Raw genomic sequence first — 22536 nt, forward strand, 5'->3', positions numbered from 1 at the left:
CGCGCCGAGCTAGGGCCGCTCGCCGGTCATGGTGAGCAGCTCGCTGAGGACCTCGTAACCCGCCCGACGGAAGGCCGCCGCCATCGGCCCGTTGCCCAGGTCCGTCGCGGCGCGCACGTACTCGGCCTCGCCCTCCTCGCGCAGGACACGGCCGCCCTCGGCGAGAAGATCGTCGATGTGTCCGTGGCCGCGATGCTCGGGGAGCACGGCGATGTAGGCGATGATCGGGTGGTAGGCGTTGCGCGCCGGGATGACGAAACCGACCGGTTCCCCGTCGGGGAGCGTCGCCACCCGCCACCAGGAACGTGGAGTGGTGTACTCGGCGAACTCGTCGGCGAAGTTGGCCGCGGCGACCTCCTCGGCGCTCTTGTCCCGAAGATCGGCACGGTCGTGGGCGTCCAGGGTCCCTTCGAGGGCCCGGGTCATCAGCCCGAGGATCTCGTCGGTGTCCTCGATCTCGCGGAACCGGAGACGGCCCCCGGGGCGAGGGGCGGGGGTGCCCGCGGGCAGCTCGAAGCGCAGGCGTTCGGCGAGCGGGGAGTACCCCTCGCCCTCCAGGACCTTCATCAGGTCTCGGACCATGGAGGCCTCGGCGGGGTCCTCGCGCCATCCGGCCGGAAGGAAGCGCAGGAACTCGGGGAGACCGGTGTCCGGGGCGAGCGTCGCCGCGGAGGCGGTCCGCAGCAGGTGCCGGGCCACGTCGGTCCGGTCGATGTCGGGGGAGTCGACGACGTCGAACACGTCGAGCAGGAAGGGGGCGTCGTCCTGAGGGCGGCACCACCAGGACAGACGGCCGATCAGGCGGTCCCCGTGCAGGGCGACCCACATCCAGGAGGGACGGCGACGGCCGTCGGCGATGTCCCGGGGGAACTCCTCGTTGAGGAGGTAGGGGAAACGGTCGAAGAGCGAGAGCTCCTCGGAACCGGTGAGAGGACGGATGGTCAGGTCGTTCGAAAGAACGGTCAAGGCGACACCTTCGGTGTGGTGCGCCCGTGTCGAGGTCAGCGTCGGGCCGAGGCCTCGGAGGGCGCGGTGATCACGGTGAACATCGGATGCGCCTCCTCTCGGGTCAGGGGCCGGCACCGTCGTTCGGTGCGGCGGGTCTCTTTATAGGGGCGCTTCGAGTGCTCGCGCAAGGCCCTTTTCCGCGCTCCGACGATCGTGTCACCTATCCGCTAGGGCCACCACCAGGCCCTTTCCTCGGATCCGGAGAGTGGAAAACCCGTTGTCCGGATGGGGCCGTCTCGTCAGGATGGGCGTATGAGACGGGATTTCGACGCACTCGTGGCCGAGGCCGAGGCGGAGCCCACCGCGGGCTGGGACTTCTCCTGGTTCGAGGGCCGGGCCACCGAAGAACGACCCTCCTGGGGGTACCAGCGTCTGATGGGGGAGCGGATGGCGCGCGCCACCGCCGCCCTGGACGTCCAGACCGGAGGGGGAGAGGTACTGGCCGGGATCCCCCGGTACGCGCCGTCGACGGTCGCCACCGAGGGGTGGCCGCCCAACGTCGAGGCGGCCACGCGGCTGTTGCACCCCCGGGGCGTGGTCGTCGTGGCCTGCCCGGACGAGCCCGCGCTGCCCTTCGCCGACGGCGCCTTCGACCTGGTGGTGTGCCGTCACCCGGTGACCGTCCACTGGAAGGAGATCGCCCGGGTCCTGGCCCCCGGAGGCACCTACCTGGCCCAACACGTGGGGCCCGCCAGCGTCTTCGAACTGGTCGAGTACTTCCTCGGCCCCCAGCCGCGCGAGGTCCGCGAGTCCCGCCACGAGGACCACGACCGGGCCGGGGCCGAGGCCGCCGGACTCGATGTGGTGGACCTGCGCACCGAACGCCTCCGGATGGAGTTCCTCGACATCGGGGCGGTCGTGTACTTCCTGCGCAAGGTGGTGTGGATGGTCCCCGGGTTCACGGTGGACGCCCACCGCGAGCGGCTGCGGGAACTGCACGAATCGATCGAGGAGGAAGGGCCCTTCGTCGCGTACTCCTCCCGGATCCTGGTGGAGGCACGCAGGCCGGAGTGAACGGTCGGAGGTCACGAGGAGCGTCCCCCGGGCGAAGAGCCGGACGCCCGGGGGTACGGGTGCGCGGCTCAGTCCCGCGCGGTCACGTGCTGGACGACCTCGAAGCCCCAGATCTCACTGCCGGTCGCCGCCGGGCCGCCGTGCCCGCCGTGGGCCCGGCCCTCCTTCTCCGCGTCGGCGGCCGCCTGGGCGTGCCCCTTCGCGAAGGCCCGACCCTCGACCCACTTCCGGAAGTCCTCCTCGGACCGCCAGCGGGTGTAGACGAGGTACTTGTCGGTGCCCTCGACCGGGCGCAGGAGCTGGAACTCCTCGAAGCCCTCCTGGTCCTCCACCAGCCCCGCCCGCTTGGCGAAGCGCTCCTCCAGGGTGGCGCCCCCGCCCTCGGGGACGGTCAGCACGTTGAACTTGACGACACTGGTCACGGGTTCCTCCGGTCGGTTCGACACCTGTCGTGGCCAACCTAAGGGACCGCTCCGAGAGGGCCGCGCCGACCCGGCCGACGAGGGTCAGCGGAGACCGTGCTTGCGGGCCACGATACGCAGCATCACCGAACGCGGGAGCAGTCGTCGCAGGGCGAACACCAAGGGCGCGTTGCTGCCCACCGCGTACAGGGGGCGTGGCGAGCGGGCCTCGATCGCGCGGAGCACGGTGGCGGCCACCGCCTCCGCGGAGATCCCCCGGGCCTCGTTCGCGTTGAGCGCGTTCACCATGGTCCGGTACTCCTCCTCGAACGGGGAGCCCTCGCCCACGTACTGGGTGCGCCGCTCGCTGATGCCGGTGTTGATCGACCCCGGCTCCACCGTCGTCACCCCCACACCGAACGGCGACACCTCGCGCCGGGCCGCGTCCGCGAACCCCTTGATCGCCGCCTTGGTCGCCACGTAGGAGGACCGGTAGGCCAGGGGGAAGCTCGCCAGCATCGACCCGACCATCACCACCCGGCCGTACCCGCGCGCACGCATCCCCGGCAGCACCAGTTGGGTCAGGCGGACCGCGCCGAACACGTTGAGCCGGAACACGCGCTCGATCGCGTCCATCGGCAGTTCCTCGATGGGGCCGTTCTGGCTCTCGCCCGCGTTGTTGACCAGGATGTCCACCTCGCCCGCGGCCGTGGCGCAGGCCTCCACCGACGCCGCGTCGGTCAGATCCAGGGCCAGGTACTCGACCCCGGGGATCGGATCGGAGATCCCCTCCGGAGAACGGCTGGTCCCGTACACGCGATGGCCCCGCTCCACGAGGGCGGCGGCGACGGCGGCCCCGATGCCGGAGGAGGCCCCGGTGACCAGGGCTGTACGACGGGTGGTGGGGGAGGACATGGCGGGCCCTTCGGGTCGGAGGGGGTGAAAGTCCGACCCACGGTAACCGACCCTCTCCCCGGAGACCGGTCCAGGGAGGCCCGGACCCGTCGACGGGTGGGCCCCGGAGCCAGGGGACGCTCGCTCCGGGACCCGGTCACGCGGGGGTCAGTCGCCCTTGTGACAGTGGTCCTCGCACTCCTCCAGGATCAGCGCCAACCCCGCCCCCAACAGCCACAGGTCCTTGGACAGGCCGATCCCCTCCTGGGTCGGTGCCAGACTGCGGGGCTTGTGCATGCCCGGGGTGCGCAGGTACAGCCCCAGCAGGCCCGCCGCGAACGCGCTCAGCCCCGCCCCCGCCAGCCGGTTCGGCACCAGCGGGACCAGCAGCGCCGATCCCAGGGCGATCTCCCCGGCCGACAACAGCCGGGTGAAGGTGGCCGGGTCGATCTTGTCGAGGAAGGGATAGGTGCCGACCGCCATGCCGTGCAGGGACACGGCGGTGTCCTCGTCGGCGCCGCGCTTGTTCAGGCCGGAGTTGAGGATGGAGGCGCCGGTGGCGAGGCGCAGGATCAGTTGGTGCGGTCTGACGGGCGACTTCATCAGGGTTCTCCCTGCCTGTTCGACAACCATCTGTCACTGTGTGCGATCGAAATGCTACGCACGATGATGGTCGTGGTCGCCTGTGCGCGCCGAGCGTCGACGCTTCTCCCCGAGGAGGAACGCCGGTGGCCCCGGTCCCTCGGGGGACCGGGGCCACCGGGGCGTCGTGCGCGGCGTCAGCCCTCGCCGGTGAGGCGGCCGCGGATCTCGTCCGCGGCGGCGCCCATCGGGTCCTCGGCGACACCGCTCCAGGTCTCGGCCTGTTCCTGGAATCCCTGGGCGGTCTCGGTGACCTCGCCCAGGGCGCCCTCCTGAAGATCCTGGGCCGCCGCGTCCAGCCCGCTGTCCTGGAGGAACTGCTCCCCGACCACTCCCTCACCGAAGGACTGACCCGCCTCCTGGGCGGTGCCCATCAGGTCCTCCGCCCCCGCTCCGGCCTGGTCCAGGGCCCCGCTCGCCCCGTCGACCAGCTCATCGGCGCCTCCGCCGAACATCCCTTTGAACCACTCGATCACATCACCGAACATCGCTCTTCGTTCCGCCTCCGGCGGGAGCCCGGGCCCCCATGTGTTGTGTTGTCCCACCAGCCTTGCCCACAGCGGGTAAGCCGTCGGTAAACGGCTAGGAGAAGGCGTTTCCGTCCTTTTTCGGGGTTTTCTGCCGGCCGATTCGACGACCTCGATCAGTGGTGGCGGAACCAGGTGTGGTGCACCCCGCCGTACCGCTGATCGCTCGGGGGGTGCGGGCCGAACTCCAGGGCGCAGTCGGCGGCCAGCCGGATCACCTCGTCGCGCACCTCCAGGGCCGAGTGCCAGTGTCCGGGGAAGGCGTGCGACCCGTAGCGGGCCCCGATGAGGCCGCCGCAGATCGCCCCGATGGTGTCGCTGTCCCCCGAGTGGTTGACCGCCAGCGGCAGGCAGTGCGCGCCCACGTCGGCCACACCGCGGGAGAAGTGCCGGGAGGGCTCCCGGGCCAGGACGGCCTCGGCGCTCAGGGCCACGCACATCGCCACCGCGAGCGCCTCCTCGGAGGTCCAGCCGTCCCCCAGTTCGGCCAGGTCGCGGGCCTCGGGGATCCCGCGCTCGGCGACCGCGACCGCCTTGTCGAGGGCACTGGAGACCTCCTCGTGTCCCGTCCGTCCCTCCAACTCCTCACGGGCCGTCTCCAGCGCGGAATCCAGGGGTTCGTCGCGGACCAGGCCCCATACGGTGGCCGCCAGGGTCCCGGCCGCCAGGTGGGCGGTCCTGTGTCCGTGGGTCAGGGCGGCGACCTCGCCGCCGAGGTCGAACGCCTTCGCGGGGGACACCGTGAGAAACCCGCACGGGGCGACACGGACCACCGCGGCGCAGCCCTTGGAGTTGTTGATCGGTGCCTTCGGCGTGCCCAGCGGCACCCATCGCCTCTCCACGCGGGCGGAGGCGGCCCGAAGCGCGTCCACGGTGGCGGCCCCGTATCCTCGCCGGGCCCGCAGCGCGGCACCCCCGAACCCCGGGCCGACCTCCTCCTTCTCCAGTGAGGCGCTCGGCATCTGGTGGTTCAGCCATTCCAGGTAGGAGGCCTGCACCATCCCCAGGGCGGCCCCCTCGATCCCCTTGTCCCGGGCCCGCATGTGGGCCCGGAGGAGCGCGTCGGCGGTGCGCAGGGTCAGCTGGGTCTCGTCGGTGATGGCACCGACCCCGTAGGACCCCTCGACGTAGTCGCTCAGGCCGGTCGTCCCGTAGCGTTCGCGGATCTGGTCGAGCCCCAGACCTTCGACGGGGGCTCCGAGGGCATCTCCGACGGCTCCACCCATAAGGCAGCCGGTCAGTCGGTCGGGAAGTGGTGAGGAGGTGCGCATTTCAGGATGCTAGGGGCCCGGCCGGACGACCACAAGCCTTACGTGGTCGGGCTTTCCGGCGCTGCTCGGAGGGGTGTGCCGGGATTCGGTGGGGGTGTCCGGTTCGGCGGGGTGGGTCGATGGATGTGGGTCCGGTCACTCTTGGAGGCGGTTCGTTGGCGAAGGGTGTCGTGTGGGATCCTGATGTCGTTCGACCTCCTTTGTCAGGGCTGGTCAGGGCGTGTGCACTTGGTCACGGACACTGGACTTCCGAGGTAATCCCGAATTTAATATCGGGAAAATAGGAAATGCGGGGAGAAAGTTCCCGCGTCCTCTCCGGTCCCGTCTCCCAGCAGCACTCGAAGGACACTCATGCGCCGCTCCGTCATCGTCGCCCCCGTAGCCCTGGCCCTCCTGGCGGCGACCGCCTGCGGCGCCCCCTCGGAGCGGGGTTCCGAGACCACCGAGGGAGAGGGCCCGCTCGCGGTGGGCGCCACGGCCGTCCCGGCCGGCGACATCCTCCGGTTCGTCGAGTCCGAACTCGCCCCCGGGGCCGGACTGGACCTGGAGATCACCGAGTACTCCGACTACATCGCGCCCAACGCCGCCCTCGCCGAGGGACAGCTCGACGTCAACCTCTACCAGCACGAGCCGTTCCTGCTGGAGTACAACGAGGGCAACGGCACCGACCTCGTCGCGGTCGAGCGGATCTACCTGCCGCCGCTGGGCCTGTACTCCAAGAGCGTGGACGAGCTCTCCGAGCTGGAGGCCGGCTCCGAGATCGCGCTGCCCAACGACCCCACCAACGAGTTCCGCGCCCTCCTCCTGCTGGAGGAAGGCGGCCTGATCACCCTCGCCGAAGGCGCGGACGAGGCCTCCTTCAGCCTCTCTGACATCGAGGAGAACCCCTTCGACCTCGACTTCCGCGAGGTCGAGGCGGCCCAGCTGCCCCGCTCCCTCGACGACGTCGACGCCGCGATCGTCAACAACAACTACGCCCAGGAGGCCGGGCTGGACTTCGGGAAGGACTCGATCCTGCTCGAGGTGGTCGAGGACAACCCGTACGTGAACATCCTCGCGGCCCGTCCCGACAACGTCGACGACCCGCGGGTGGCGACCCTCGCCGAGCTGCTGACCTCCCCGGAGACGGTCCGCTTCATCGAGGAGACCTACCAGGGCAGCGTCATCCCCGTCGCCTCCGAGTGACGCGCCCCGTCGGGGCCGGATCGCACCGGTCCCGACGGGTCTCGGGCATCGAGAGGGCGACCGGTCACCAGGCGTCGAAGCCGGCGCCCTCGTCGGTGGACCGGGCCACGTGCAGGTCGGCGACCACGATCACCTGCTCGTCGTCGGCGTAGAGGGCCTCCGGGGTGCCCGGCAGCGCGCCGGTCCGCTCCCAGGTGAGCCCGGCGTCCTCGCTCAGGTGCACGGTGCCGTCCAGCGTGATCGCGAAGACCCGGTCGCCGCCGCGGACCCAGGAGACCAGGGCCGGCATGGGCGCGTCCGGGACGGCCTCGAAATCGGCGCCGCCGTCGGTGGAGCGGAGCAGGCCCCGCTCGGTGGTGGCCAGGACCGTCTCGCCGTCGTCGGAGACGGCGAGGGAGAAGGCCTGTACCGAGGGGTCGAGGTCGTCCCAGTCGACGCCGTCCCCGGTGGCGCGCAACGCGCCGTCGAAGCCGAACACGCGGTCGTCGTTCGAGGTCAGGGCGTGGAAGTCGGATTCCCCCGCCAACGACAGGGCCTCCCAGCTCTGCCCACCGTCACGGGTCTCGATCAGGCCGACCGGGTCGGGCATGTCGGTGTCGCCCTCCGGATGGCCACTGGCCAGATAGTGACCCGGCCCCTGGACCGCGAACCCCATGAGGTCGATCTCGGGGCCCACGTGTGCGGGCTCGACGTCTCCGTCGCCCGCCTCCTCCGGTGCCGGCAGCGTGTACAGACCGGCGTGGGAGGCCACCAGAACCTCGCCGGTCTCGGGGTCGACCCCCGCGCCGTGCACGTGCCGTGCCTCATCGGGCAGGGCGACCCCGACCGTGTTGCGGGGCCGGTCGCCCTCGGCGTCCCCGAGGGCTCCGGGCACCGCTCCCGGGGCCGAGCAGGCGGTGGCCAGGGCGATCAACCCGACCGAGGCGAGTACGGCGCGGTAGCGGCCCCCGGGCGTTCTCCCGGTGCGGGTTTCGTGTGTTCCGGGCATGCGTTTCGCGTCCTTTTTTCGAGGAGGTACGTCCATGACCGGGGCGGGGCGCGCCCCTTCGCGCGCCCCGCCCCGTGGGAGAGGGGTCAGCGGTCGTCGCCGCCGTCCTCCTCCTGGACGTCACCGTCCGTGCCCAGCAGGTCGTTCATCAGCTCGATCTCCCGCTCCTGAACGTCGATGATCTCCTGGGCCAGCGCACGGGCCTCCTCGTTCACCCCTTCGTCGAGCTCGGTCTCGGCCATCATGACCGCGCCCTCGTGGTGCAGGACCATGTACTCCATGAAGAGGGTGTCGAAGGCGTCCCCCTCGGAGCCCTCCAGCTCGGACATCTGATCCTCGGAGAGCATGCCGTCCATGTCGGAGGGGTCCATGCCGTGTTCGGCCTCGGCCCCCCAATCGTCGAGGAAGCCCTCCATCAGCTCGATCTCGGGACCCTGCGCGGCACGGATCTCCTCGGCCAGCTCCCGGACCTCGTCACCGGCCCGGTCATCGGCGAGGTCGGCCATCTCCACGGCCTGCTCGTGGTGGGGGATCATCATCTGGGCGAAGTGCACGTCGGCCTGGTTGTACTCCGCGGCCTGCTCCCCGCTCTGGGAGGTGTCGGCGTTCTCCGGCTCGGAGTCGCCCCCGCCGCAGGCGGCGGCGAACAGGGCGGTGGCCAGGGCGGTGGCGAGCATCGCCGGCACACGGCGGTTCAGGGCACGCTGCTGAAAGGTCATGTCGACCCGTTTCCTCTCGAATGTCCTCCGTGCGGAACCCGGTTCCGGCACGGCTGTCGTAGGTGCGCGTGGAAGCGGAGACGGGCCGGGTCGGCCGCGTCCCGCGGGCATCTAGATGCGCAGCACCTGCAACAGGGACAGCGAGGGTCCCTCACGTGGGGGGAGGGCGGACGGGGGCGGTCGGTTGACCGGTCCGGCCGAGCGCGGGGGGTTTCCGGGCCAGCGGACGAACGCCAGGGCGGCCACACCGATCAGGGTGGCGGTGAGGGCGCCCAGGGCCAGGCAGATCGAGGTCGGGTCCAGGTCGGGGAGGGCGGCCGCGTGCTGATCGTCGTCGCTCGCGGTGTGTCCGCCCTCGGAGCCGGACAGGGGGAGCCCGTCGGCGGCCATGACCGGGGCGGGACCCTTGGTCTCGGTGGAGGCGTGGGCCTCGTGTTGGACGTGGCCCAGGGTGTGCATGGCGCCGATACCGAGCAGCAGCGCGGCCAGCAGCAGGAGGCGCGCCCAGGCGCGTCCCGTGCTGCTCCGGAGCGGCTCGGACGACATCATGTCCGCCAGGGTACCCGTACCCCGTGAGGGTATGGAGCGTTTCAGGGAGAAAATCGAGGCCTATGGGGCCCGTGTTCCGAGTCTGCCGCCCCGTTCGGCGAGGCGCGCGGCGGGGGGTGGGAAAGCCCTTCGCGCCGGCCCGGATCGGGTTCTAACCTGGCGTGATGCACGAAGACGAACTCTCCTCGGATCGGGTGCCCGTCGGGCTTCGACCGACCCGCGGCCCCGTCGAATACGACGACCTCGTCGAGGTGTGGCGCCAGGCGGTGGTGGCCACCCACGCCTTCCTCACCCCGGAGGACATCGAGGACTACCGGGTCCGGCTCGGTGAACAGTGGCTGCCCGCGGTGGAGCTCCACGTCGCGGTCGACGTAGACGACCGTCCCGTGGGCTTCCTGGGCATGGACGGGCACCGTGTGGAGATGCTGTTCGTGGCCGACCGGGGTCGAGGTCGGGGTGTGGGCACCCGGCTGATCGAGTGGGCGGCGTCCCGCCATCCGGTGCTGGAGCTGGACGTCAACGAGCAGAACCCGGGCGCCCTGGCCTTCTACGAGAGTCGTGGCTTCCGGGTGGTCGGGCGTTCTCCGCTGGACGGGGAGGGACGTCCGTTCCCGCTGCTCCACATGCGCAGGAACGAACAGGGCTGACCCCGGCCCCGGCGCGGGAGGGGCCCGGCGGTCCGAAGACCACCGGGCCCCTTCATACATGGTTCACGACCTAGGGAGTGTGCACCGGAGAGCTCGCGCGGCTCTCGTGGTGCAGTCGGTCCAGGGCGGTCACGTAGTACGTGGTGTCGGCGTCACCGGGGACGTCGAAGGTCGCGGCCCCGTCCTCGTCGGCCCGCACCGTGCCGAGCATCGCGCGCGGGTCCTCGATGCCGCAGCGGGCCCGCTCCCGGTCCGGGGCCCCGTCGAACGCGTACACCGCGTAGTAGGCGGGCTTCTCCCCGGGGCCGGAGGCGATGCTGAGAGTCCCGTCCTCGCCGCCGCTCACCCGAGGAGGAGCGGGGACGGTGCCACCGAGGTCGTCCTTGATCGGGATCAGGGCGGGCGAGGAGTAGTGGTCGGCCACCAGGATCTCGGTGGCCTCCTCGGCGTTGGTCCTCAGCGAGGTGGCGCTGAAGTAGACATCGCCCTGGACCCCTTCGTGGTCCCGGTTGAAGTCCAGGTGTCGGGAGAGCTCGTTCGGGTCCTCCCAGGCGCCCTCGTTGCCGACCTTGTAGGCGGCCTGCCCGATGTACAGGTGGGTGTCGGTGGTGGAGGCGACCTCCTCCCACCAGGGCACGAGGACCGAGTAGTCGGCCACAGGGAGCCCGATCTCCCAGTAGATCTGCGGGTTGATGTAGTCGAGCCACCCCTCGGTGACCCACTTGCGGCTGTCGGCGTACTGCTGGTCGTAGGACTGGAAGCCGCCGGTGTCGGAACCCTCCGGGTCGGTGGAGGAGTTGCGCCAGATGCCGAAGGGGCTGATGCCGAACTTCACGTGCGGCTTGACGGCGTTGATCGCCTCGCTCATGTCCCGCACCATGAGGTCGACGTTGTCGCGTCGCCAGTCCTCGATGTCGTCGAAGTCGCCGCCGTGCTCGGCGAAGGCGTCCGCGTCGGGGATCTCCTCGCCCTCCACCGGATAGGGGTAGAAGTAGTCGTCGAAGTGCACGCCGTCGATGTCGTAGTTCTCGACGGAGTCCATCATCGCCCGGATCACGAACTCCCGGACCTCGGGGATGCCGGGGTTGTAGTAGAGCTTGCCGCCGTAGGCGAAGACCCAGTCCGGGTTCCGCCGCGCGGGGTGGTCCTCGACCAGGCGCGCGGGATCGTCGTGCATGGCCACCCGGTAGGGGTTGTACCAGGCGTGGAACTCCAGGTTCCGCTCGTGGGCGGCCTGGACGGCGTACTCCAGCGGGTCGTAGCCGGGATCCCTGCCCTGCTCGCCGGTCAGCCACTCCGACCACGGTTCGTGGGGTGAGGGCCAGAAGGCGTCGGCGGTCGGCCTGACCTGGACGAAGACCGCGTTGAGCCCGTTGGCGACGGCCTCGTCGTAGAGTCCGTCCAGCTCGGCCTTCTGATCCTCGACGCTCATGTTCTGACCGCTGGGCCAGTCGATGTTCTGCACGCCGGCGATCCACTCGGCCCGCATCTGCCGTTTGGGCGGGGCCTTCGGGTCGACCTCGCAGGCGTTCCTCGCCTGCGGCGCCGGGACGGCCGCGGCCTGGGGGACGTGCAGTAGCGAGGCGGTGAGCGCGGCGGCCAGGGCACCGCCGAACAGGGCGGCGCGCGCGGCGCCGCGGGGGAGTGCGGCCGGGGACGGCGCGGTGCGCGGTGCCGGGCGGTTCCGGTTCGAGTACGCCAAGGTTGCTCCTTCAGGCTTCTGTCGTACGGGCGGGGGCCGGAGACGGTCCGACCCGTGTGCGACGTTCAGCTCGGGCTCGGGGCGTGTGCTCCGGAACGTTCCGGTCGGTGTCGTCCCGCTCGTTCTCGCGGTGCCGCCCCACCCGTGAAGGACGAGGTCGGCCGGGTCGCGATCGATCCTCGTCGACCGCGGTCCGACCGTCGCCGGTGCCGGAGAAGGCTCCGAAGAACACTCCCTAGGAGAAAACCTTCATGATTTGCCCACCGAATGCAACACTCCTACGTGAGGTTGCCGATAATGCGATCAATGGGCTTTTTATGGCGCTTTGTCAGTTTCTGTTGGTGGTTATGTAGGGGGAAATGGGTGTTTTCGGTGGATTTATGGCTGTGGTGTTCTCGTGCCGCACCGATTCCGTTCAGAGCGCTTCGGCGATCCGCGGCACGAGGGAATCCACCGCGAAGGGGACCGAGAGAACGGAGTTGTAGGTGACGGCGCCCCGCTCGTCCAGGCTCGTCGTGACGACGGCGTCGTCGCGCACCACGTCGAGGTCGTCGAACACGGCGACCCCCTCGGTGATGTCGAAGTCCTCGTCGTCGCTCATGACCAGGAGGAGGTCGCCGTCCATCATGTCCACGCGCTCGGTCGACAGCTCGACGAAGAAGCTCTCCCCCGTGTCCTGTTCGGTGATCGCCTCGGGGACCTCGAAGCCGAGCGAGACCAGGAAGCGTCCGCGCGCGTCTCCGGGCAGGTAGGCGCCGTACTTGCCCTCGTAGGGCAGCACCGCCGTACCCTCGAGGCCCTCGAACTCCGGGTGGTCCTCGCGGGTCTGGGACAAGAGCGTGTCGGTGGCCTCGTTGAGGGCGGCGCCCTCCTCGGGTCTGCCGAGCGCGGTCGCGATGATCTCGGTGGCCTCGTCGCGGGGCACGGTGTAGGCGGTCGATCCGGCCGGACGCGCCACCACGGGGGCGATCTGGGAGAGCGTCTCGTAGACGCCCTCGTCGAACCCGGCGGAGACCCCGATGATCAGGTCGGGGGCCAGGTTCGCGATCTGTTCGACGTTGGGCTCGGAGTCGGAGTCGATGCGGGTCAACTCGGCGTCGCCGACCAGGTCGTCGGTCCACGGGCCCAGGCCGGACTCGTAGAACGTGTATCCGGTGTTGCCCACCGGGACGAGGCCCAGGGCGAGCACCGGGTCGGCGTCGGTCACCCCGAGGGTGACGATCCGCGTGGGCTCCTCCTCGATGACGGTGCTGCCGAACTCGTGCTCGATGGTCACGGGGAAGGCCCCCTCCGACGCGGTACCCGGTGCGTCGGTCTCCTCGGTCCCGCCTCCGTTACCGCAGGCCGTGAGGGTGAGGAGGAGGGCCAGGGCGCCAGCGAGCGCGCGTGGTGAGGAGGACATCGGACTCCGATCATCTGAGGTTAGGCTTGCCTACTCTAGTCATCGGTGTCCGGGCGCCGACGCCCGGATCCCCCTTTCGAACTGCGACGACGCCCCGGGACTCATCCGCCGTCCTCGACCCGGCGGGCCCCGCCGTCCCCGCGTGCGGCCAGGGCCACCGCCAAGGCGCACAGAGCCACCACCGTGGCCGCCGAGTACACGATCGGATAGCCGCCGACGAGCGAGGAGGCGAGTATCGCTCCGGTGGCCGCCAAGAGGAGAGAGGAGCCCATCGCCTCCGAGATCTGGAGGGACGAACCGTGCTCTCCCCGCCGTTCGACGGGGGACAGGGCCAGGACCGACGCGCTGATCCTCGGGTAGGCCGCCCCCATCCCGAACCCCATCAGCACGCAGCCGACCACCGCCGCCGGGACCGGGAGGACCCCGACGACGACCAGTGCCGCGCCGAGCGGCCCGCACGCGACCAGGGCGCCCGCGCGCCACAACAGGCCGGGGTCGTGCGGGTCGGCGGTGGACCGTCCCTGGAACCAGGCCCCCGACGCCCAGCCCAGGGCCCCGACCGCGACCACCAGCCCGGACATCGTGGGCGTGTACCCGAGGACGTGCTGGAGATAGGGCGGAAGGTGGACGTCGGTGGCGGTCACCGAGGCCCCGAGCAGGGTTCGGAGGGCGACCAGACGTGGGATCCCGGCCCGGGCGCGCAGAGTGCCCGAGGGCAGGAGCGCGACCGCGGCCACGAGGAGGAGCACCGTGGACCCCGCCATCGCGGCGATGCCCACGGCGCCCCCGCCCGGTCCGGTCAGATGGAGCCCGAGGAGGGCGGCGGCCGCGACCATCGCCCACAGCTCCCGCCTTCCCAGGACGGCGCCGCCGGTGCCCGAGGACGGGGAGCGGCGGACCACGTTCACCAGACACGCCAGGGAGAGCGCCGAACCGGCCAGGACGAACGCGAACACCGTCCGCCAGTGGACCAGCTCCACCAGCGCGCCCGAGATCAGCGGACCCGCGAGCGAGGGCAACAGCCACGCGGCGGTCAGCAGGGCGAACATCCGATACCGTACGTCCTCGTGCACGAACCGCGCGATGATCACGTACAGCACGACGGAGTCGATTCCGCCGCCGATCCCCTGGAGGAGCCGACCGAGGACGAACACCCCCATCCCCGGGGCGGCCACGCACAGCGCCACCCCGAGGAGGAACGTCGTCCCGCCGAACAGGAGCGGACGCAGGGGGCCGCGCCGGTCGGCCCAGGAACCGCCGACGGTCATCCCGACCAGCCCGGCGGTCAACGTCGCGGCGAAGGCCGCCGCGTACCAGCGCTCCGCGTCCAGGTCCCGCGCCACCACGGGGAGCGCGGTGGTCACCGCGAAGGACTCGAAGGCGATGAAGCCCATCAGTCCGAACACGCCGAGCACCACGGGTCGACGCTCCGGGGTCAGGAGCCGTATCGAGGGGTCGGGCGCGTCCGACGTCGTGCTCACGGTCTCCCGCCGTCCGCGCGCGAGGGGCCGGGGTCGTCCTCCGACACGACCAGGACGATCTTGCCCCGACCGTGTCCGGTCTCCACGTCCCGGTGGGCCCGCGCGGCCTCCTCCAGAGGGAGCGCGGCCCGGACGTGCACGTTCAGGGAACCGGCGGCGCACAGGTCCAGGAGCTCGGCGAGTCGTGCGGCGGAGCGGTCGCTGCGGATCCACCGGCAGCCCAACAGACTCTGGAGCCCCACGTCCACGATCGTGCCGATCCGGTCGCGATCGGCGCCCAAGTGGACGGCGGTGAGGAGGTTGTCGTGGCCGGCGGTATCCAGGACCGCGTCCACGCCTCGGGGCGCCGCGTCCAGGATCCGCCGCAGCTGCCCCTCGCCGTACTCGACCGGTTCGGCGCCCAGGGAGCGTACGTACTCGTGGTTGACGGCGCTCGCCGTCCCCACGACGTGGGCCCCGCGGGCCACCGCCAACTGGACCGCCATCGAACCGACGCCGCCCGCCGCGCCGTGGACGACGAGCGTCTCCCCCTCACGGACGTCCAGGAGTTCGAGCGCCGTGTGCGCGGTCTGGCCCGAGGCGGACAGCGCGCCCGCCGTCTCCCAGGGGACGGTCGCGGGCTTGCGCACCACCTGCGCGGCGGGCACCGCGACGAAGTCCGCGTAACAGCCCAGTACACGGAAACCGGCGACCTCGTCGCCCACCCGCAGGTCGCCCACCTCGGAGCCGACGTCGACCACGATTCCGGCGAACTCGTTCCCCAGGGTCTGCGGGAAGTCGATCCGCGCCCCGGGCGGGGTCCAGCCAGCCCGGATCGCGGCGTCGGTCAACTGGACCCCGGCGGTCCTGACCCGGACCGTCACCTCGTCCGGCCCTGGCAGGGGGCGGGGGATCCGTCTGATCTCCAACGCCTCCGCCGGGCCGAAGGCGTCGATCAGGGCGGCCCGCATCGTGGTGTCCTCCATACGCTCGGCGCCCTCGCTCATCGGCCGACCTCCTCGGCGCCGACCCGCAGCAGTTCCACCAGTTCGTCCACGCTCCGGGCCCCGCTCAGCGTCCGGTCGCCCACGGCGAAGGTCGGTACCGCCCGCACCCCCGCCTCGACGGCGGCCCGATGGTCGGCGTCGACCTCGGCGGCGAACGCGGTGGACGACCACAGGGGGTCGGTGTCCTCGGCGGTGAGACCCATCTCGACCGCCAGGTCGCGCAGGACCTCGGGGTCTCCGAGGTCGCGGTTGTGCTCGAGAAGGGCGGAGAAGGCCAGGTCCCAGGCGTGTTCGGGGTCCACGCCGCGCGCTTGGGCGAGCTTCAGCAGCCGGTGCGCGGGCCGGGAATCGATGGCGGGGACCCCGTCCATCCGAATCCTCAGGCCGAACGCGCGGCCGGCGGTCTCCACCCGGTCCCGCATGGCCCGCCAGCCGTCCTCGTCCATTCCCCAGGAGGCCAGGGCCACTTCGCGCACCGTCCGCCCCGAGTGTCCCTCCCCGTGGGGGTCGAGGAGATAGCTCGCCCGCACCACCGGTTCCCTCCGGTCCCTTCGCTCCAAGGCCGCGGCCAGGGAGCGGTGCCCCATCCAGCACCAGGGGCATCTCACGTCGGCCCAGACGGTCGGTGTCATCGTCCACTCCTCGATCGATCGGCGCCCCGCCGTCCGGACCGCCGTCGCGTAGAGTCCACTACGTCAAGTGGACTTGATGTCAAGCACGGTCCGAGAACCTCGGACCGCCCAGGACGAGGAGGTGGACCGTGCCGCCGTTGGACCCGGAGATCACCTGGCTCAAGCCCGGCCAGATCGCCGAGCGCGCGGGCGTGGCGGTCTCGACGCTGCACTACTACGAGAGCCTCGGGCTGATCGACAGCAGGCGTACGGCGGGAAACCGTCGTGAGTACCGCCGGGACACGCTGCGGATCATCGCGTTCATCCGAACGGCCCAACGTCTGGGGATGTCCCTGGAGCGCATCAAGGAGGCCCTCGACGGTCTCCCCGACGAGGGGATGCCCACCAAACGCGACTGGGCCCGGATCTCCCGCGAGTGGTACGACGACCTGTCCGGGCGTATCGAGGAGATGACCGCCCTGCGCGACCGGTTCTCCGACTGCATCGGCTGCGGCTGTCTGTCCCTGGTCTCCTGCCCCTACTCCAACCCGGACGACGTGCTCGGGCGGGACGGCGCAGGCCCCCGACGCTTCCCCTGATCGTCACAGCGGTCCGGTAGGGATGGAAAAGACGTTGTGATCCCGGTGCGTCCTCCGTGATAGTGGCCGGGACACCATCCGCATCGACACCTCCCCCCAGGAGTCCCCTCATGTCCACCCTCCGGGTCACCGCCGAACGACTCACGATCCTGCCGCACCCCGACGCCGACGCCCTGGAGCTGGCGAAGGTCGGGCTCTTCCACGCGGTCGTGGCCAAGGGCGCCTACCGGACGGGCGACTGGGCCGTCTACATCCCCGAGGGGGCCCTCCTGCCCGAGGACCTCATCGAGGAGATCGGTCTGACCGGACGGCTCGCGGGGTCGAAACGGAACCGGGTCAAGGCCATCCGGCTCCGAGGCGAGCTCTCCCAGGGCATCGTCTGCCGTCCCGCCGCGCTCGCCGACCGCGACCTGGCGGCCGAGCACGAGGCCGGCACCGACCTCTCCGCCGAACTCGGGATCACCAAGTGGGTCCCGGAGGTGCCCGTGCACCTGAGCGGCGACGTCGTGGCCGCCCCGGATCTCCTCAGGTGGATCGAGATCGAGAACGTCAAGCGCTACCCGGGCGTCTTCGAGCCGGGCGAGCCGGTCGTCGCCACCGAGAAGATCCACGGCACCGCCTGCCTCTACACGCTGCTGGCCGAGAGCGGCGAGGAGTTCGTCTCCTCGAAGGGACACGGTGGCAAGAACCTCGCCCTGGCCCCCGACGACGGGAACCTGTACTGGAGGGCGGTCCGCGCCGCCGAGGTCGGCAAGGCCGCCCGCGCGCTGGCCGAGCGCTTCGGAGCCCGCAGGGTAGGCGTGTTCGGTGAGGTCTTCGGCTCAGGTGTCCAGGACCTGGGCTACGGAGAGACCGGCCGGACCGAGGAGGCGCCGGGGTACGCCGTGTTCGACGTCGCTCTGGACGTGGACGGTCGACGTGTCTGGGTCGACTCCGCCGACCTGGGCGGTCTCCTCGCCGAGGTGGGGCTGCCCGCGGTCCCCGTGCTCCACGAGGGCCCCTACGACGAGGCTCTGCTGATCGCGGCGGCCTCGGGCGCCGAGACCTGGAGCGGGCGCGCCCTGAACATCCGTGAGGGCCTCGTGGTCCGACCGGCCAGGGAACGGTTCTCGAAGGAGCTGGGCGGTCGCGCGATCGCCAAGTTCGTCTCCGACGCCTACCTCACCCGCAAGGGCGGCACCGAGTACGAATGATCCGCGCCGTCCGGGACGGGACCGTCGTGGCCCCGTCCCGGACCGCGGCTCAGGGGCGCTCCTCCTCCAGCGGGGAGGGGCGTTCCGCCGTCTCGATCTCCGGGGCCTCGTCCCGATGGCGCAGGGACAGCAGGGCGCCCAGACCCACGGTGATGGCGCTGCCGATCGCCGTGTACCAGGTGAAACCGACCAATCCCGGGGCGAACAGGAACAGCCAGGCCATGGTCGCCACGGCCACCGTGAAGGCGACGGCGGCGTCGGCCTGGCGGGCCCGGCGCACCCACAGACCCAGGAAGAACGCCCCCAGCAACCCTCCGTAGGTGATGCTGGCGACCGACAGCCCCAGTTCGACCACCGGGTTGTCGGTGCCGGTGAACATCGCGGCGGCGACGATGAACACCAGACCCCAGCCCAGGGTGAACAGTCGGCTCAGGCGCAGGGCCTCGCCGTCCGAGAGCGTCCGGCGCGAGAACCGCTGGTACAGGTCGGACATGGAGGAGGACGACAGGGCCGACAGGGACGACGACAGGGTGCTCATCGCGGCGGCGATGATCCCGGCCAACAACAGCCCGGACAGACCGGGGGGAAGCCCTTCGGCGATGAACACCGGGAAGAGCTCGTCGGAGGTGCCCATCCCGAGCCGTTCGATCGTGGCCCGCTCGAAGTAGGAGTAGAGCGCCAGACCCACGGTCAGGAACAGCGCGAACTGGGCGAACACCACGACCCCGCTGACGATCACGGCCTTCTGCGCGTCGCGCAGGCTGCGACATCCCAGGAGCCGCTGCACGATGATCTGGTCGGCCCCGTGCGACGCGGTCGACAGCAGGGCCCCGCCCAGGACGGCGGTGACCGTCGCGTAGGGGGAGGAGACGGGGTCGGAGGTGAGGTCGAGGAACCGGGTCTTGCCCTCCTCCGCCGCGACCGACAGGAAGTTCACGTCCAGGTTCACGGTGATGACCACCAGGGCCACGATCCCGCCGAGGACGTAGAGGCCCATCTGGAGCACGTCCACCCACACCACCGCGCGGATCCCGCCGACCAGTGTGTACAGGATGGTCACGGCGCCCATCACCGCGACGATCGCGAAGTAGGAGACGCCGAGACCGAACGAGTCCAAGACGATCTTCATCGGGATGGCGGCGGCGAACAGGCGCACCCCGTCGGCGAGCAGCCGGGTGAACAGGAAGGTGACCGAGGCGGTGGCCTGCATGCCTCGACCGAACCGCAGCCCCAGGTAGGCGTAGGCGGTGGTCATCTCGCCCCGGTAGTAGCGGGGCAGCAGCAGGAAGGCGACCACGATCCGGCCGATCAGGTAGCCCACGGCGACCTGGAGGAAGGTGACGTCGCCCAGGTAGGCGATCCCGGGAACGCTGATCACGGTGAGCGCGCTGGTCTCGGTGGCCACCACGGAGAGGCACACGGCCCACCAGGGCAGCCGCCGATCTCCGATGAAGTAGTCCTTGATGTCGCGTTGGCGACCGGACAGCCTCAGCCCCAACCAGGCCGAGCACAGCAGATAGAGGACGATGACGACGATGTCGATGGTCTGCACCGGGCGGTTCCTCCGGAGGGTCGACGGGGCGGGCGGTGGGCTCCGGGGACGGGGGCCGGGTCCGAGGTCCCGTGAAGGTCGGCGACCCGGATCAGGGGGCCGGTTCGACGCGTAGGAGTCGCGGGGGCCGATCGGCCGGTTCGGGGAGCCGGAGCGGCCCGGATCCCGGGGTGAAGGAGCCCGCGATGGCGGAATGGCGGGCCCCGGTGCACGCGGGGAGTGCGGCGGGGAGTCCGTGCGCGCTCAGGAAGCCGATCAGGGCGAACAGGTAGGCCTCCTTGGCGTCGCCGTCCAACCCCAGGGCGTCGACGGTGTCCAGCCGGGCCGGTCCGAGCCGGGCGGCGAGCCGATCCATCAGGGCCGGGTTGCGGGTGCCGCCTCCGGAGGCCAGCACCTCGACGACCCCGTGGGGGCGCAGGGCGTCGGCGACGGTGACGGCGGTGAGCTCGACCAGGGTGGCGAGCAGGTCGCCGTCGTCGGGGCGGCCCGTCGCGCGCAGGGCCGCCTCCAGGTGGTCGGGCCCGAACAGCTCCGGACCGGTCGACTTGGGCGGGGCCTGTCGGTAGTAGGGCTCGGCCAGCAGGTGGTCCAGGAGTTCGGGGACGGGGGCGCCGGAGCGGGCGAGCCGCCCGTCGACGTCGAGGTCGATCGCCCCGTCGGTGATCAGCCGCATGGCGGAGTCGAGCAGGGTGTTGGCGGGGCCGGTGTCGAAGGCCAGGGGGTCTCGCCCCGGGCGTACGACGGTCACGTTGGCGATCCCGCCGAGGTTGAGCGCGGCGGTGGCCTCGTTCCGCTCGCCCAACAGCAGGGTGTCCAGGACGGCGGCCAGCGGGGCGCCCTGGCCGCCCGCGGCGACGTCGGCGGTGCGCGGGTCCGAGAGCACGGGGACCCCGGTGGCCTCGGCGATCCAGGCGGGTCCGCCCATCTGGAGGGTGCCGTGCACGGTGGGCCCCTCGGCCCAGTGGAAGAGCGTCTGCCCGTGCGAGGAGATCAGGTCGGCCCGGCCCTCGGTGAAGGCCTCCATGCCGGCCAGCGCGGCCCTGCCGAACTCGCGCCCTATCAGGGTGTCGAGCCGGCAGACCGTCTCCAGGGTGGTCGACGCCGGAGGCAGGGCCGAACGGAGCTCCCGCCGCAGACCGTCGGGGTAGGGGTGGTCGAGGTGGCCCAGCGGGGTCAACCGGATCAGGTCGCCGTCCAGGGCGAACCGGGCGGCGGCGACGTCGATCCCGTCCGCCGAGGTGCCGGAGGACACACCGATGACGATCATGCGGCTCCCGGGGCGGGGAGGGGGCGTCGGGGTCCGTCACCCGCCCCTGCCGTGCGCGGACCCACCGTGTGACAGCGATATACCGCGCCTCCTCCCGCGTCAACACCCCCTCGTCGTCCTGGTCGGAGCCGTGATGGGACGGTGGCCGGGGCGCGGGGTCGTGGTCGTCGCCGGGGAGCGGAGGAAGGGGGTCCGGTCGAACCGGGCGGCCCGGTTTCGGAGGGTGGTACCCGCAGGTCGGGGGTGGTGGGATGACGAGGGTCACAGGATCGCGCGCCGATCCGAATTGCATGTTCATTCATAAGGGTGCATGCTTATTGTCATGTCCAAGGTACTCACTTCCCTTCCCGCCGGCGAGCGCGTCGGAATCGCCTTCTCCGGAGGCCTCGACACCTCGGTCGCGGTCGCGTGGATGCGCGAGAAGGGTGCCGTCCCGTGCACCTACACCGCTCACATCGGCCAGTACGACGAGCCCGACATCGAGTCGGTGCCCGGCCGCGCCTCCGACTACGGCGCGGAGATCGCCCGCCTGGTCGACGGTCGCGCCGCCCTGGTCGAGGAGGGGTTGGCCGCCTTGGCCTGCGGTGCCTTCCACATCCGTTCCGGTGGACGGCCCTACTTCAACACCACCCCCCTCGGCCGCGCCGTCACCGGCACCCTGCTGGTCCGCGCCATGCTGGAGGACGGGGTCCAGATCTGGGGCGACGGCTCCACCTACAAGGGCAACGACATCGAGCGGTTCTACCGCTACGGTCTGCTCGCCAACCCCTCCCTGCGTATCTACAAGCCGTGGCTCGACGCCGACTTCGTCAACGAGCTGGGCGGCCGCAAGGAGATGTCGGAGTGGCTGGCCGAGCGCGACCTGCCCTACCGGGACAGCACGGAGAAGGCCTACTCCACGGACGCCAACATCTGGGGCGCCACCCACGAGGCCAAGGCCCTGGAGCACCTGGACACCGGCATCGAGCTCGTCGACCCGATCATGGGCGTGCGTTTCTGGGACCCCGAGGTCGAGATCGTCCCCGAGGACGTCACCATCGGCTTCGAGCAGGGCCGGCCGGTCACGATCAACGGCAAGACCTTCGCCTCCTCGGTCGACCTGGTCCTGGAGGCCAACGCCATCGGCGGCCGCCACGGTCTGGGCATGTCCGACCAGATCGAGAACCGCATCATCGAGGCCAAGAGCCGCGGCATCTACGAGGCCCCGGGCATGGCGCTGCTGCACGCCGCCTACGAGCGGCTGGTCAACGCCATCCACAACGAGGACACCCTCGCCAGCTACCACAACGACGGTCGGCGTCTCGGCCGGCTCATGTACGAGGGGCGCTGGCTGGAGCCGCAGGCCCTGATGGTGCGCGAGTCGCTCCAGCGCTGGGTGGGCACCGCCGTCACCGGCGAGGTCACCCTGCGGCTGCGTCGGGGCGAGGACTACTCGATCCTCGACACCACGGGCCCCTCGTTCAGCTACCACCCGGACAAGCTGTCCATGGAGCGCACCGAGGACTCCGCCTTCGGTCCGGGCGACCGCATCGGCCAGCTCACCATGCGCAACCTCGACATCGCCGACTCCCGCGCCAAGCTGGAGGACTACTCCCGGCTCGGCATGGTCGGCAGCGAGCACCCGACCTCGATCGGCGCCGCCCAGGCGGCCTCGACCGGTCTCATCGGCGCCATGCCCGAGGGCGGCGCTCAGGAGATCGCCTCTCGCGGCGAGGTCGACGACGCCGAGTGGCTCGACCACGCCGCGATGGAGTCCGGCACGGACTGACCCTCGCGACCACCGCGCCGCCACCGTCCCCGAGGCTTCCGGGGCCGGTGGCGGTCGCATGTCCGGGGTCGGTGAATGTGAGATCCGCCCCCGGGCGCGGCCCTCTCCGCCGGTGGGTTCGAGGGCCCCG

23 protein-coding genes are annotated in these 22536 nt (G+C 71.1%); 6 read left to right on the top strand and 17 right to left on the bottom strand.

Features of this window, described 5'->3' with window-relative positions:
- Window positions 1-9: 9 nt before the first annotated feature.
- Window positions 10-966 carry a GNAT family N-acetyltransferase gene (locus TR33_RS21735; RefSeq protein ID WP_042285109.1) on the bottom strand — a complete coding sequence of 319 codons (957 nt, stop codon included), beginning with the start codon at window positions 964-966 and terminating at the stop codon, window positions 10-12.
- 35 nt (window positions 967-1001) lie between these two features.
- Window positions 1002-1136 (bottom strand): hypothetical protein, encoded by a 135-nt coding sequence (locus TR33_RS27445; protein WP_017533680.1) that lies wholly within the window; start codon window positions 1134-1136, stop codon window positions 1002-1004.
- A 124-nt stretch (window positions 1137-1260) separates the two neighbouring features.
- Between TR33_RS27445 and TR33_RS21740 the strand changes: the two genes are divergently transcribed.
- Window positions 1261-2022: a class I SAM-dependent methyltransferase gene (locus tag TR33_RS21740; RefSeq protein ID WP_042285111.1), complete on the top strand. Its 762-nt coding sequence runs from the start codon at window positions 1261-1263 to the stop codon at window positions 2020-2022.
- Window positions 2023-2090: 68 nt separating this feature from the next.
- Here TR33_RS21740 and TR33_RS21745 read toward each other — a convergent pair whose 3' ends face one another.
- The 5 genes from TR33_RS21745 to TR33_RS21765 form a co-directional block, all read right to left on the bottom strand.
- Complete coding sequence (locus TR33_RS21745; RefSeq protein ID WP_014908140.1) at window positions 2091-2444, bottom strand: antibiotic biosynthesis monooxygenase family protein; 354 nt, start codon at window positions 2442-2444, stop codon at window positions 2091-2093.
- Between the two features lie 84 nt (window positions 2445-2528).
- A complete protein-coding gene (locus tag TR33_RS21750; protein WP_017533682.1) occupies window positions 2529-3338 on the bottom strand; it encodes an SDR family oxidoreductase in 810 nt (269 codons plus the stop codon).
- 147 nt (window positions 3339-3485) lie between these two features.
- Window positions 3486-3920: a membrane protein gene (locus TR33_RS21755; RefSeq protein ID WP_014909079.1), complete on the bottom strand. Its 435-nt coding sequence runs from the start codon at window positions 3918-3920 to the stop codon at window positions 3486-3488.
- Between the two features lie 176 nt (window positions 3921-4096).
- The gene (locus TR33_RS21760) at window positions 4097-4447 is read right to left on the bottom strand and encodes a hypothetical protein (RefSeq protein ID WP_014910169.1); all 351 of its coding nucleotides are present in this window, start codon (window positions 4445-4447) and stop codon (window positions 4097-4099) included.
- 155 nt (window positions 4448-4602) lie between these two features.
- Window positions 4603-5757, bottom strand: coding sequence for an ADP-ribosylglycohydrolase family protein (locus TR33_RS21765; RefSeq protein WP_234305919.1), 1155 nt, complete (start codon window positions 5755-5757; stop codon window positions 4603-4605).
- Between the two features lie 351 nt (window positions 5758-6108).
- On the opposite strand from TR33_RS21765, the gene TR33_RS21770 reads away from it, so the two are divergent.
- Window positions 6109-6942 (top strand): MetQ/NlpA family ABC transporter substrate-binding protein, encoded by an 834-nt coding sequence (locus TR33_RS21770; protein WP_042285116.1) that lies wholly within the window; start codon window positions 6109-6111, stop codon window positions 6940-6942.
- A 64-nt stretch (window positions 6943-7006) separates the two neighbouring features.
- Here TR33_RS21770 and TR33_RS21775 read toward each other — a convergent pair whose 3' ends face one another.
- The 3 genes from TR33_RS21775 to TR33_RS21785 all read right to left on the bottom strand — a co-directional run bounded on the left by TR33_RS21775 (window position 7007) and on the right by TR33_RS21785 (window position 9198).
- Window positions 7007-7930 carry a F510_1955 family glycosylhydrolase gene (locus tag TR33_RS21775; RefSeq protein ID WP_042285118.1) on the bottom strand — a complete coding sequence of 308 codons (924 nt, stop codon included), beginning with the start codon at window positions 7928-7930 and terminating at the stop codon, window positions 7007-7009.
- A gap of 86 nt (window positions 7931-8016) precedes the next feature.
- Entirely contained in the window at window positions 8017-8649 is a 633-nt protein-coding gene (locus TR33_RS21780) for a DUF305 domain-containing protein (protein ID WP_042285119.1), read from the bottom strand.
- A 111-nt stretch (window positions 8650-8760) separates the two neighbouring features.
- On the bottom strand, window positions 8761-9198 hold the full coding sequence (locus tag TR33_RS21785; protein ID WP_042285121.1) for a DUF6153 family protein: 438 nt from the start codon (window positions 9196-9198) through the stop codon (window positions 8761-8763).
- 164 nt (window positions 9199-9362) lie between these two features.
- Here TR33_RS21785 and TR33_RS21790 point away from each other — a divergent pair, with 164 nt between their 5' ends.
- Entirely contained in the window at window positions 9363-9845 is a 483-nt protein-coding gene (locus TR33_RS21790; protein ID WP_042285123.1) for an acetyltransferase, read from the top strand.
- A gap of 70 nt (window positions 9846-9915) precedes the next feature.
- Here the strand turns inward: TR33_RS21790 and TR33_RS21795 are convergent, their stop codons facing one another.
- The 5 genes from TR33_RS21795 to TR33_RS21815 all read right to left on the bottom strand — a co-directional run bounded on the left by TR33_RS21795 (window position 9916) and on the right by TR33_RS21815 (window position 16048).
- Entirely contained in the window at window positions 9916-11547 is a 1632-nt protein-coding gene (locus TR33_RS21795; protein ID WP_042285124.1) for a glycoside hydrolase family 10-like protein, read from the bottom strand.
- A 415-nt stretch (window positions 11548-11962) separates the two neighbouring features.
- Window positions 11963-12949 carry an iron-siderophore ABC transporter substrate-binding protein gene (locus tag TR33_RS21800; RefSeq protein WP_042285126.1) on the bottom strand — a complete coding sequence of 329 codons (987 nt, stop codon included), beginning with the start codon at window positions 12947-12949 and terminating at the stop codon, window positions 11963-11965.
- Window positions 12950-13050: 101 nt separating this feature from the next.
- Window positions 13051-14430 carry an MFS transporter gene (locus TR33_RS21805; RefSeq protein WP_234305920.1) on the bottom strand — a complete coding sequence of 460 codons (1380 nt, stop codon included), beginning with the start codon at window positions 14428-14430 and terminating at the stop codon, window positions 13051-13053.
- A complete protein-coding gene (locus TR33_RS21810; RefSeq protein ID WP_084570303.1) occupies window positions 14427-15416 on the bottom strand; it encodes an NADP-dependent oxidoreductase in 990 nt (329 codons plus the stop codon). Before TR33_RS21810 ends, TR33_RS21805 begins: the two co-directional genes overlap by 4 nt.
- Complete coding sequence (locus TR33_RS21815) at window positions 15413-16048, bottom strand: DsbA family oxidoreductase (RefSeq protein WP_042285129.1); 636 nt, start codon at window positions 16046-16048, stop codon at window positions 15413-15415. The genes TR33_RS21810 and TR33_RS21815 overlap by 4 nt, the downstream gene beginning before the upstream one ends.
- 128 nt (window positions 16049-16176) lie before the next feature.
- On the opposite strand from TR33_RS21815, the gene soxR reads away from it, so the two are divergent.
- Both soxR and TR33_RS21825 read left to right on the top strand, forming a co-directional pair.
- The gene (gene soxR, locus TR33_RS21820) at window positions 16177-16626 is read left to right on the top strand and encodes a redox-sensitive transcriptional activator SoxR (protein WP_042285131.1); all 450 of its coding nucleotides are present in this window, start codon (window positions 16177-16179) and stop codon (window positions 16624-16626) included.
- 110 nt (window positions 16627-16736) lie between these two features.
- Complete coding sequence (locus TR33_RS21825) at window positions 16737-17819, top strand: RNA ligase (ATP) (RefSeq protein ID WP_042285134.1); 1083 nt, start codon at window positions 16737-16739, stop codon at window positions 17817-17819.
- 49 nt (window positions 17820-17868) lie between these two features.
- Here the strand turns inward: TR33_RS21825 and TR33_RS21830 are convergent, their stop codons facing one another.
- Window positions 17869-19371, bottom strand: a complete 1503-nt coding sequence (locus tag TR33_RS21830) for a sodium:solute symporter (protein ID WP_042285135.1) — start codon at window positions 19369-19371, stop codon at window positions 17869-17871.
- Between the two features lie 91 nt (window positions 19372-19462).
- Window positions 19463-20638 (bottom strand): anhydro-N-acetylmuramic acid kinase, encoded by a 1176-nt coding sequence (locus TR33_RS21835; RefSeq protein WP_042285137.1) that lies wholly within the window; start codon window positions 20636-20638, stop codon window positions 19463-19465.
- 322 nt (window positions 20639-20960) lie between these two features.
- On the opposite strand from TR33_RS21835, the gene argG reads away from it, so the two are divergent.
- Entirely contained in the window at window positions 20961-22406 is a 1446-nt protein-coding gene (gene argG, locus TR33_RS21840; RefSeq protein ID WP_014913159.1) for an argininosuccinate synthase, read from the top strand.
- The last annotated feature ends 130 nt before the right edge of the window (window positions 22407-22536 follow it).

The organism is Nocardiopsis alba, assembly GCF_000710955.1.
Classification (GTDB): domain Bacteria; phylum Actinomycetota; class Actinomycetes; order Streptosporangiales; family Streptosporangiaceae; genus Nocardiopsis; species Nocardiopsis alba.

What these genes read in the sequence shown, in the direction of transcription:
- TR33_RS21780 (WP_042285119.1), bottom strand. Translation starts at nt 8,649, where the DNA reads ATGACCTTTCAGCAGCGTGCCCTGAACCGCCGTGTGCCGGCGATGCTC.
- TR33_RS21790 (WP_042285123.1), top strand. Translation starts at nt 9,363, where the DNA reads ATGCACGAAGACGAACTCTCCTCGGATCGGGTGCCCGTCGGGCTTCGA.
- TR33_RS21825 (WP_042285134.1), top strand. Translation starts at nt 16,737, where the DNA reads ATGTCCACCCTCCGGGTCACCGCCGAACGACTCACGATCCTGCCGCAC.
- TR33_RS21835 (WP_042285137.1), bottom strand. Translation starts at nt 20,638, where the DNA reads ATGATCGTCATCGGTGTGTCCTCCGGCACCTCGGCGGACGGGATCGAC.
- TR33_RS21765 (WP_234305919.1), bottom strand. Translation starts at nt 5,757, where the DNA reads ATGCGCACCTCCTCACCACTTCCCGACCGACTGACCGGCTGCCTTATG.
- TR33_RS21810 (WP_084570303.1), bottom strand. Translation starts at nt 15,416, where the DNA reads ATGAGCGAGGGCGCCGAGCGTATGGAGGACACCACGATGCGGGCCGCC.
- TR33_RS21755 (WP_014909079.1), bottom strand. Translation starts at nt 3,920, where the DNA reads ATGAAGTCGCCCGTCAGACCGCACCAACTGATCCTGCGCCTCGCCACC.
- TR33_RS21770 (WP_042285116.1), top strand. Translation starts at nt 6,109, where the DNA reads ATGCGCCGCTCCGTCATCGTCGCCCCCGTAGCCCTGGCCCTCCTGGCG.
- argG (WP_014913159.1), top strand. Translation starts at nt 20,961, where the DNA reads ATGTCCAAGGTACTCACTTCCCTTCCCGCCGGCGAGCGCGTCGGAATC.
- TR33_RS21815 (WP_042285129.1), bottom strand. Translation starts at nt 16,048, where the DNA reads ATGACACCGACCGTCTGGGCCGACGTGAGATGCCCCTGGTGCTGGATG.
- TR33_RS21785 (WP_042285121.1), bottom strand. Translation starts at nt 9,198, where the DNA reads ATGATGTCGTCCGAGCCGCTCCGGAGCAGCACGGGACGCGCCTGGGCG.
- TR33_RS21800 (WP_042285126.1), bottom strand. Translation starts at nt 12,949, where the DNA reads ATGTCCTCCTCACCACGCGCGCTCGCTGGCGCCCTGGCCCTCCTCCTC.
- TR33_RS21740 (WP_042285111.1), top strand. Translation starts at nt 1,261, where the DNA reads ATGAGACGGGATTTCGACGCACTCGTGGCCGAGGCCGAGGCGGAGCCC.
- TR33_RS21775 (WP_042285118.1), bottom strand. Translation starts at nt 7,930, where the DNA reads ATGCCCGGAACACACGAAACCCGCACCGGGAGAACGCCCGGGGGCCGC.
- TR33_RS21750 (WP_017533682.1), bottom strand. Translation starts at nt 3,338, where the DNA reads ATGTCCTCCCCCACCACCCGTCGTACAGCCCTGGTCACCGGGGCCTCC.
- TR33_RS21760 (WP_014910169.1), bottom strand. Translation starts at nt 4,447, where the DNA reads ATGTTCGGTGATGTGATCGAGTGGTTCAAAGGGATGTTCGGCGGAGGC.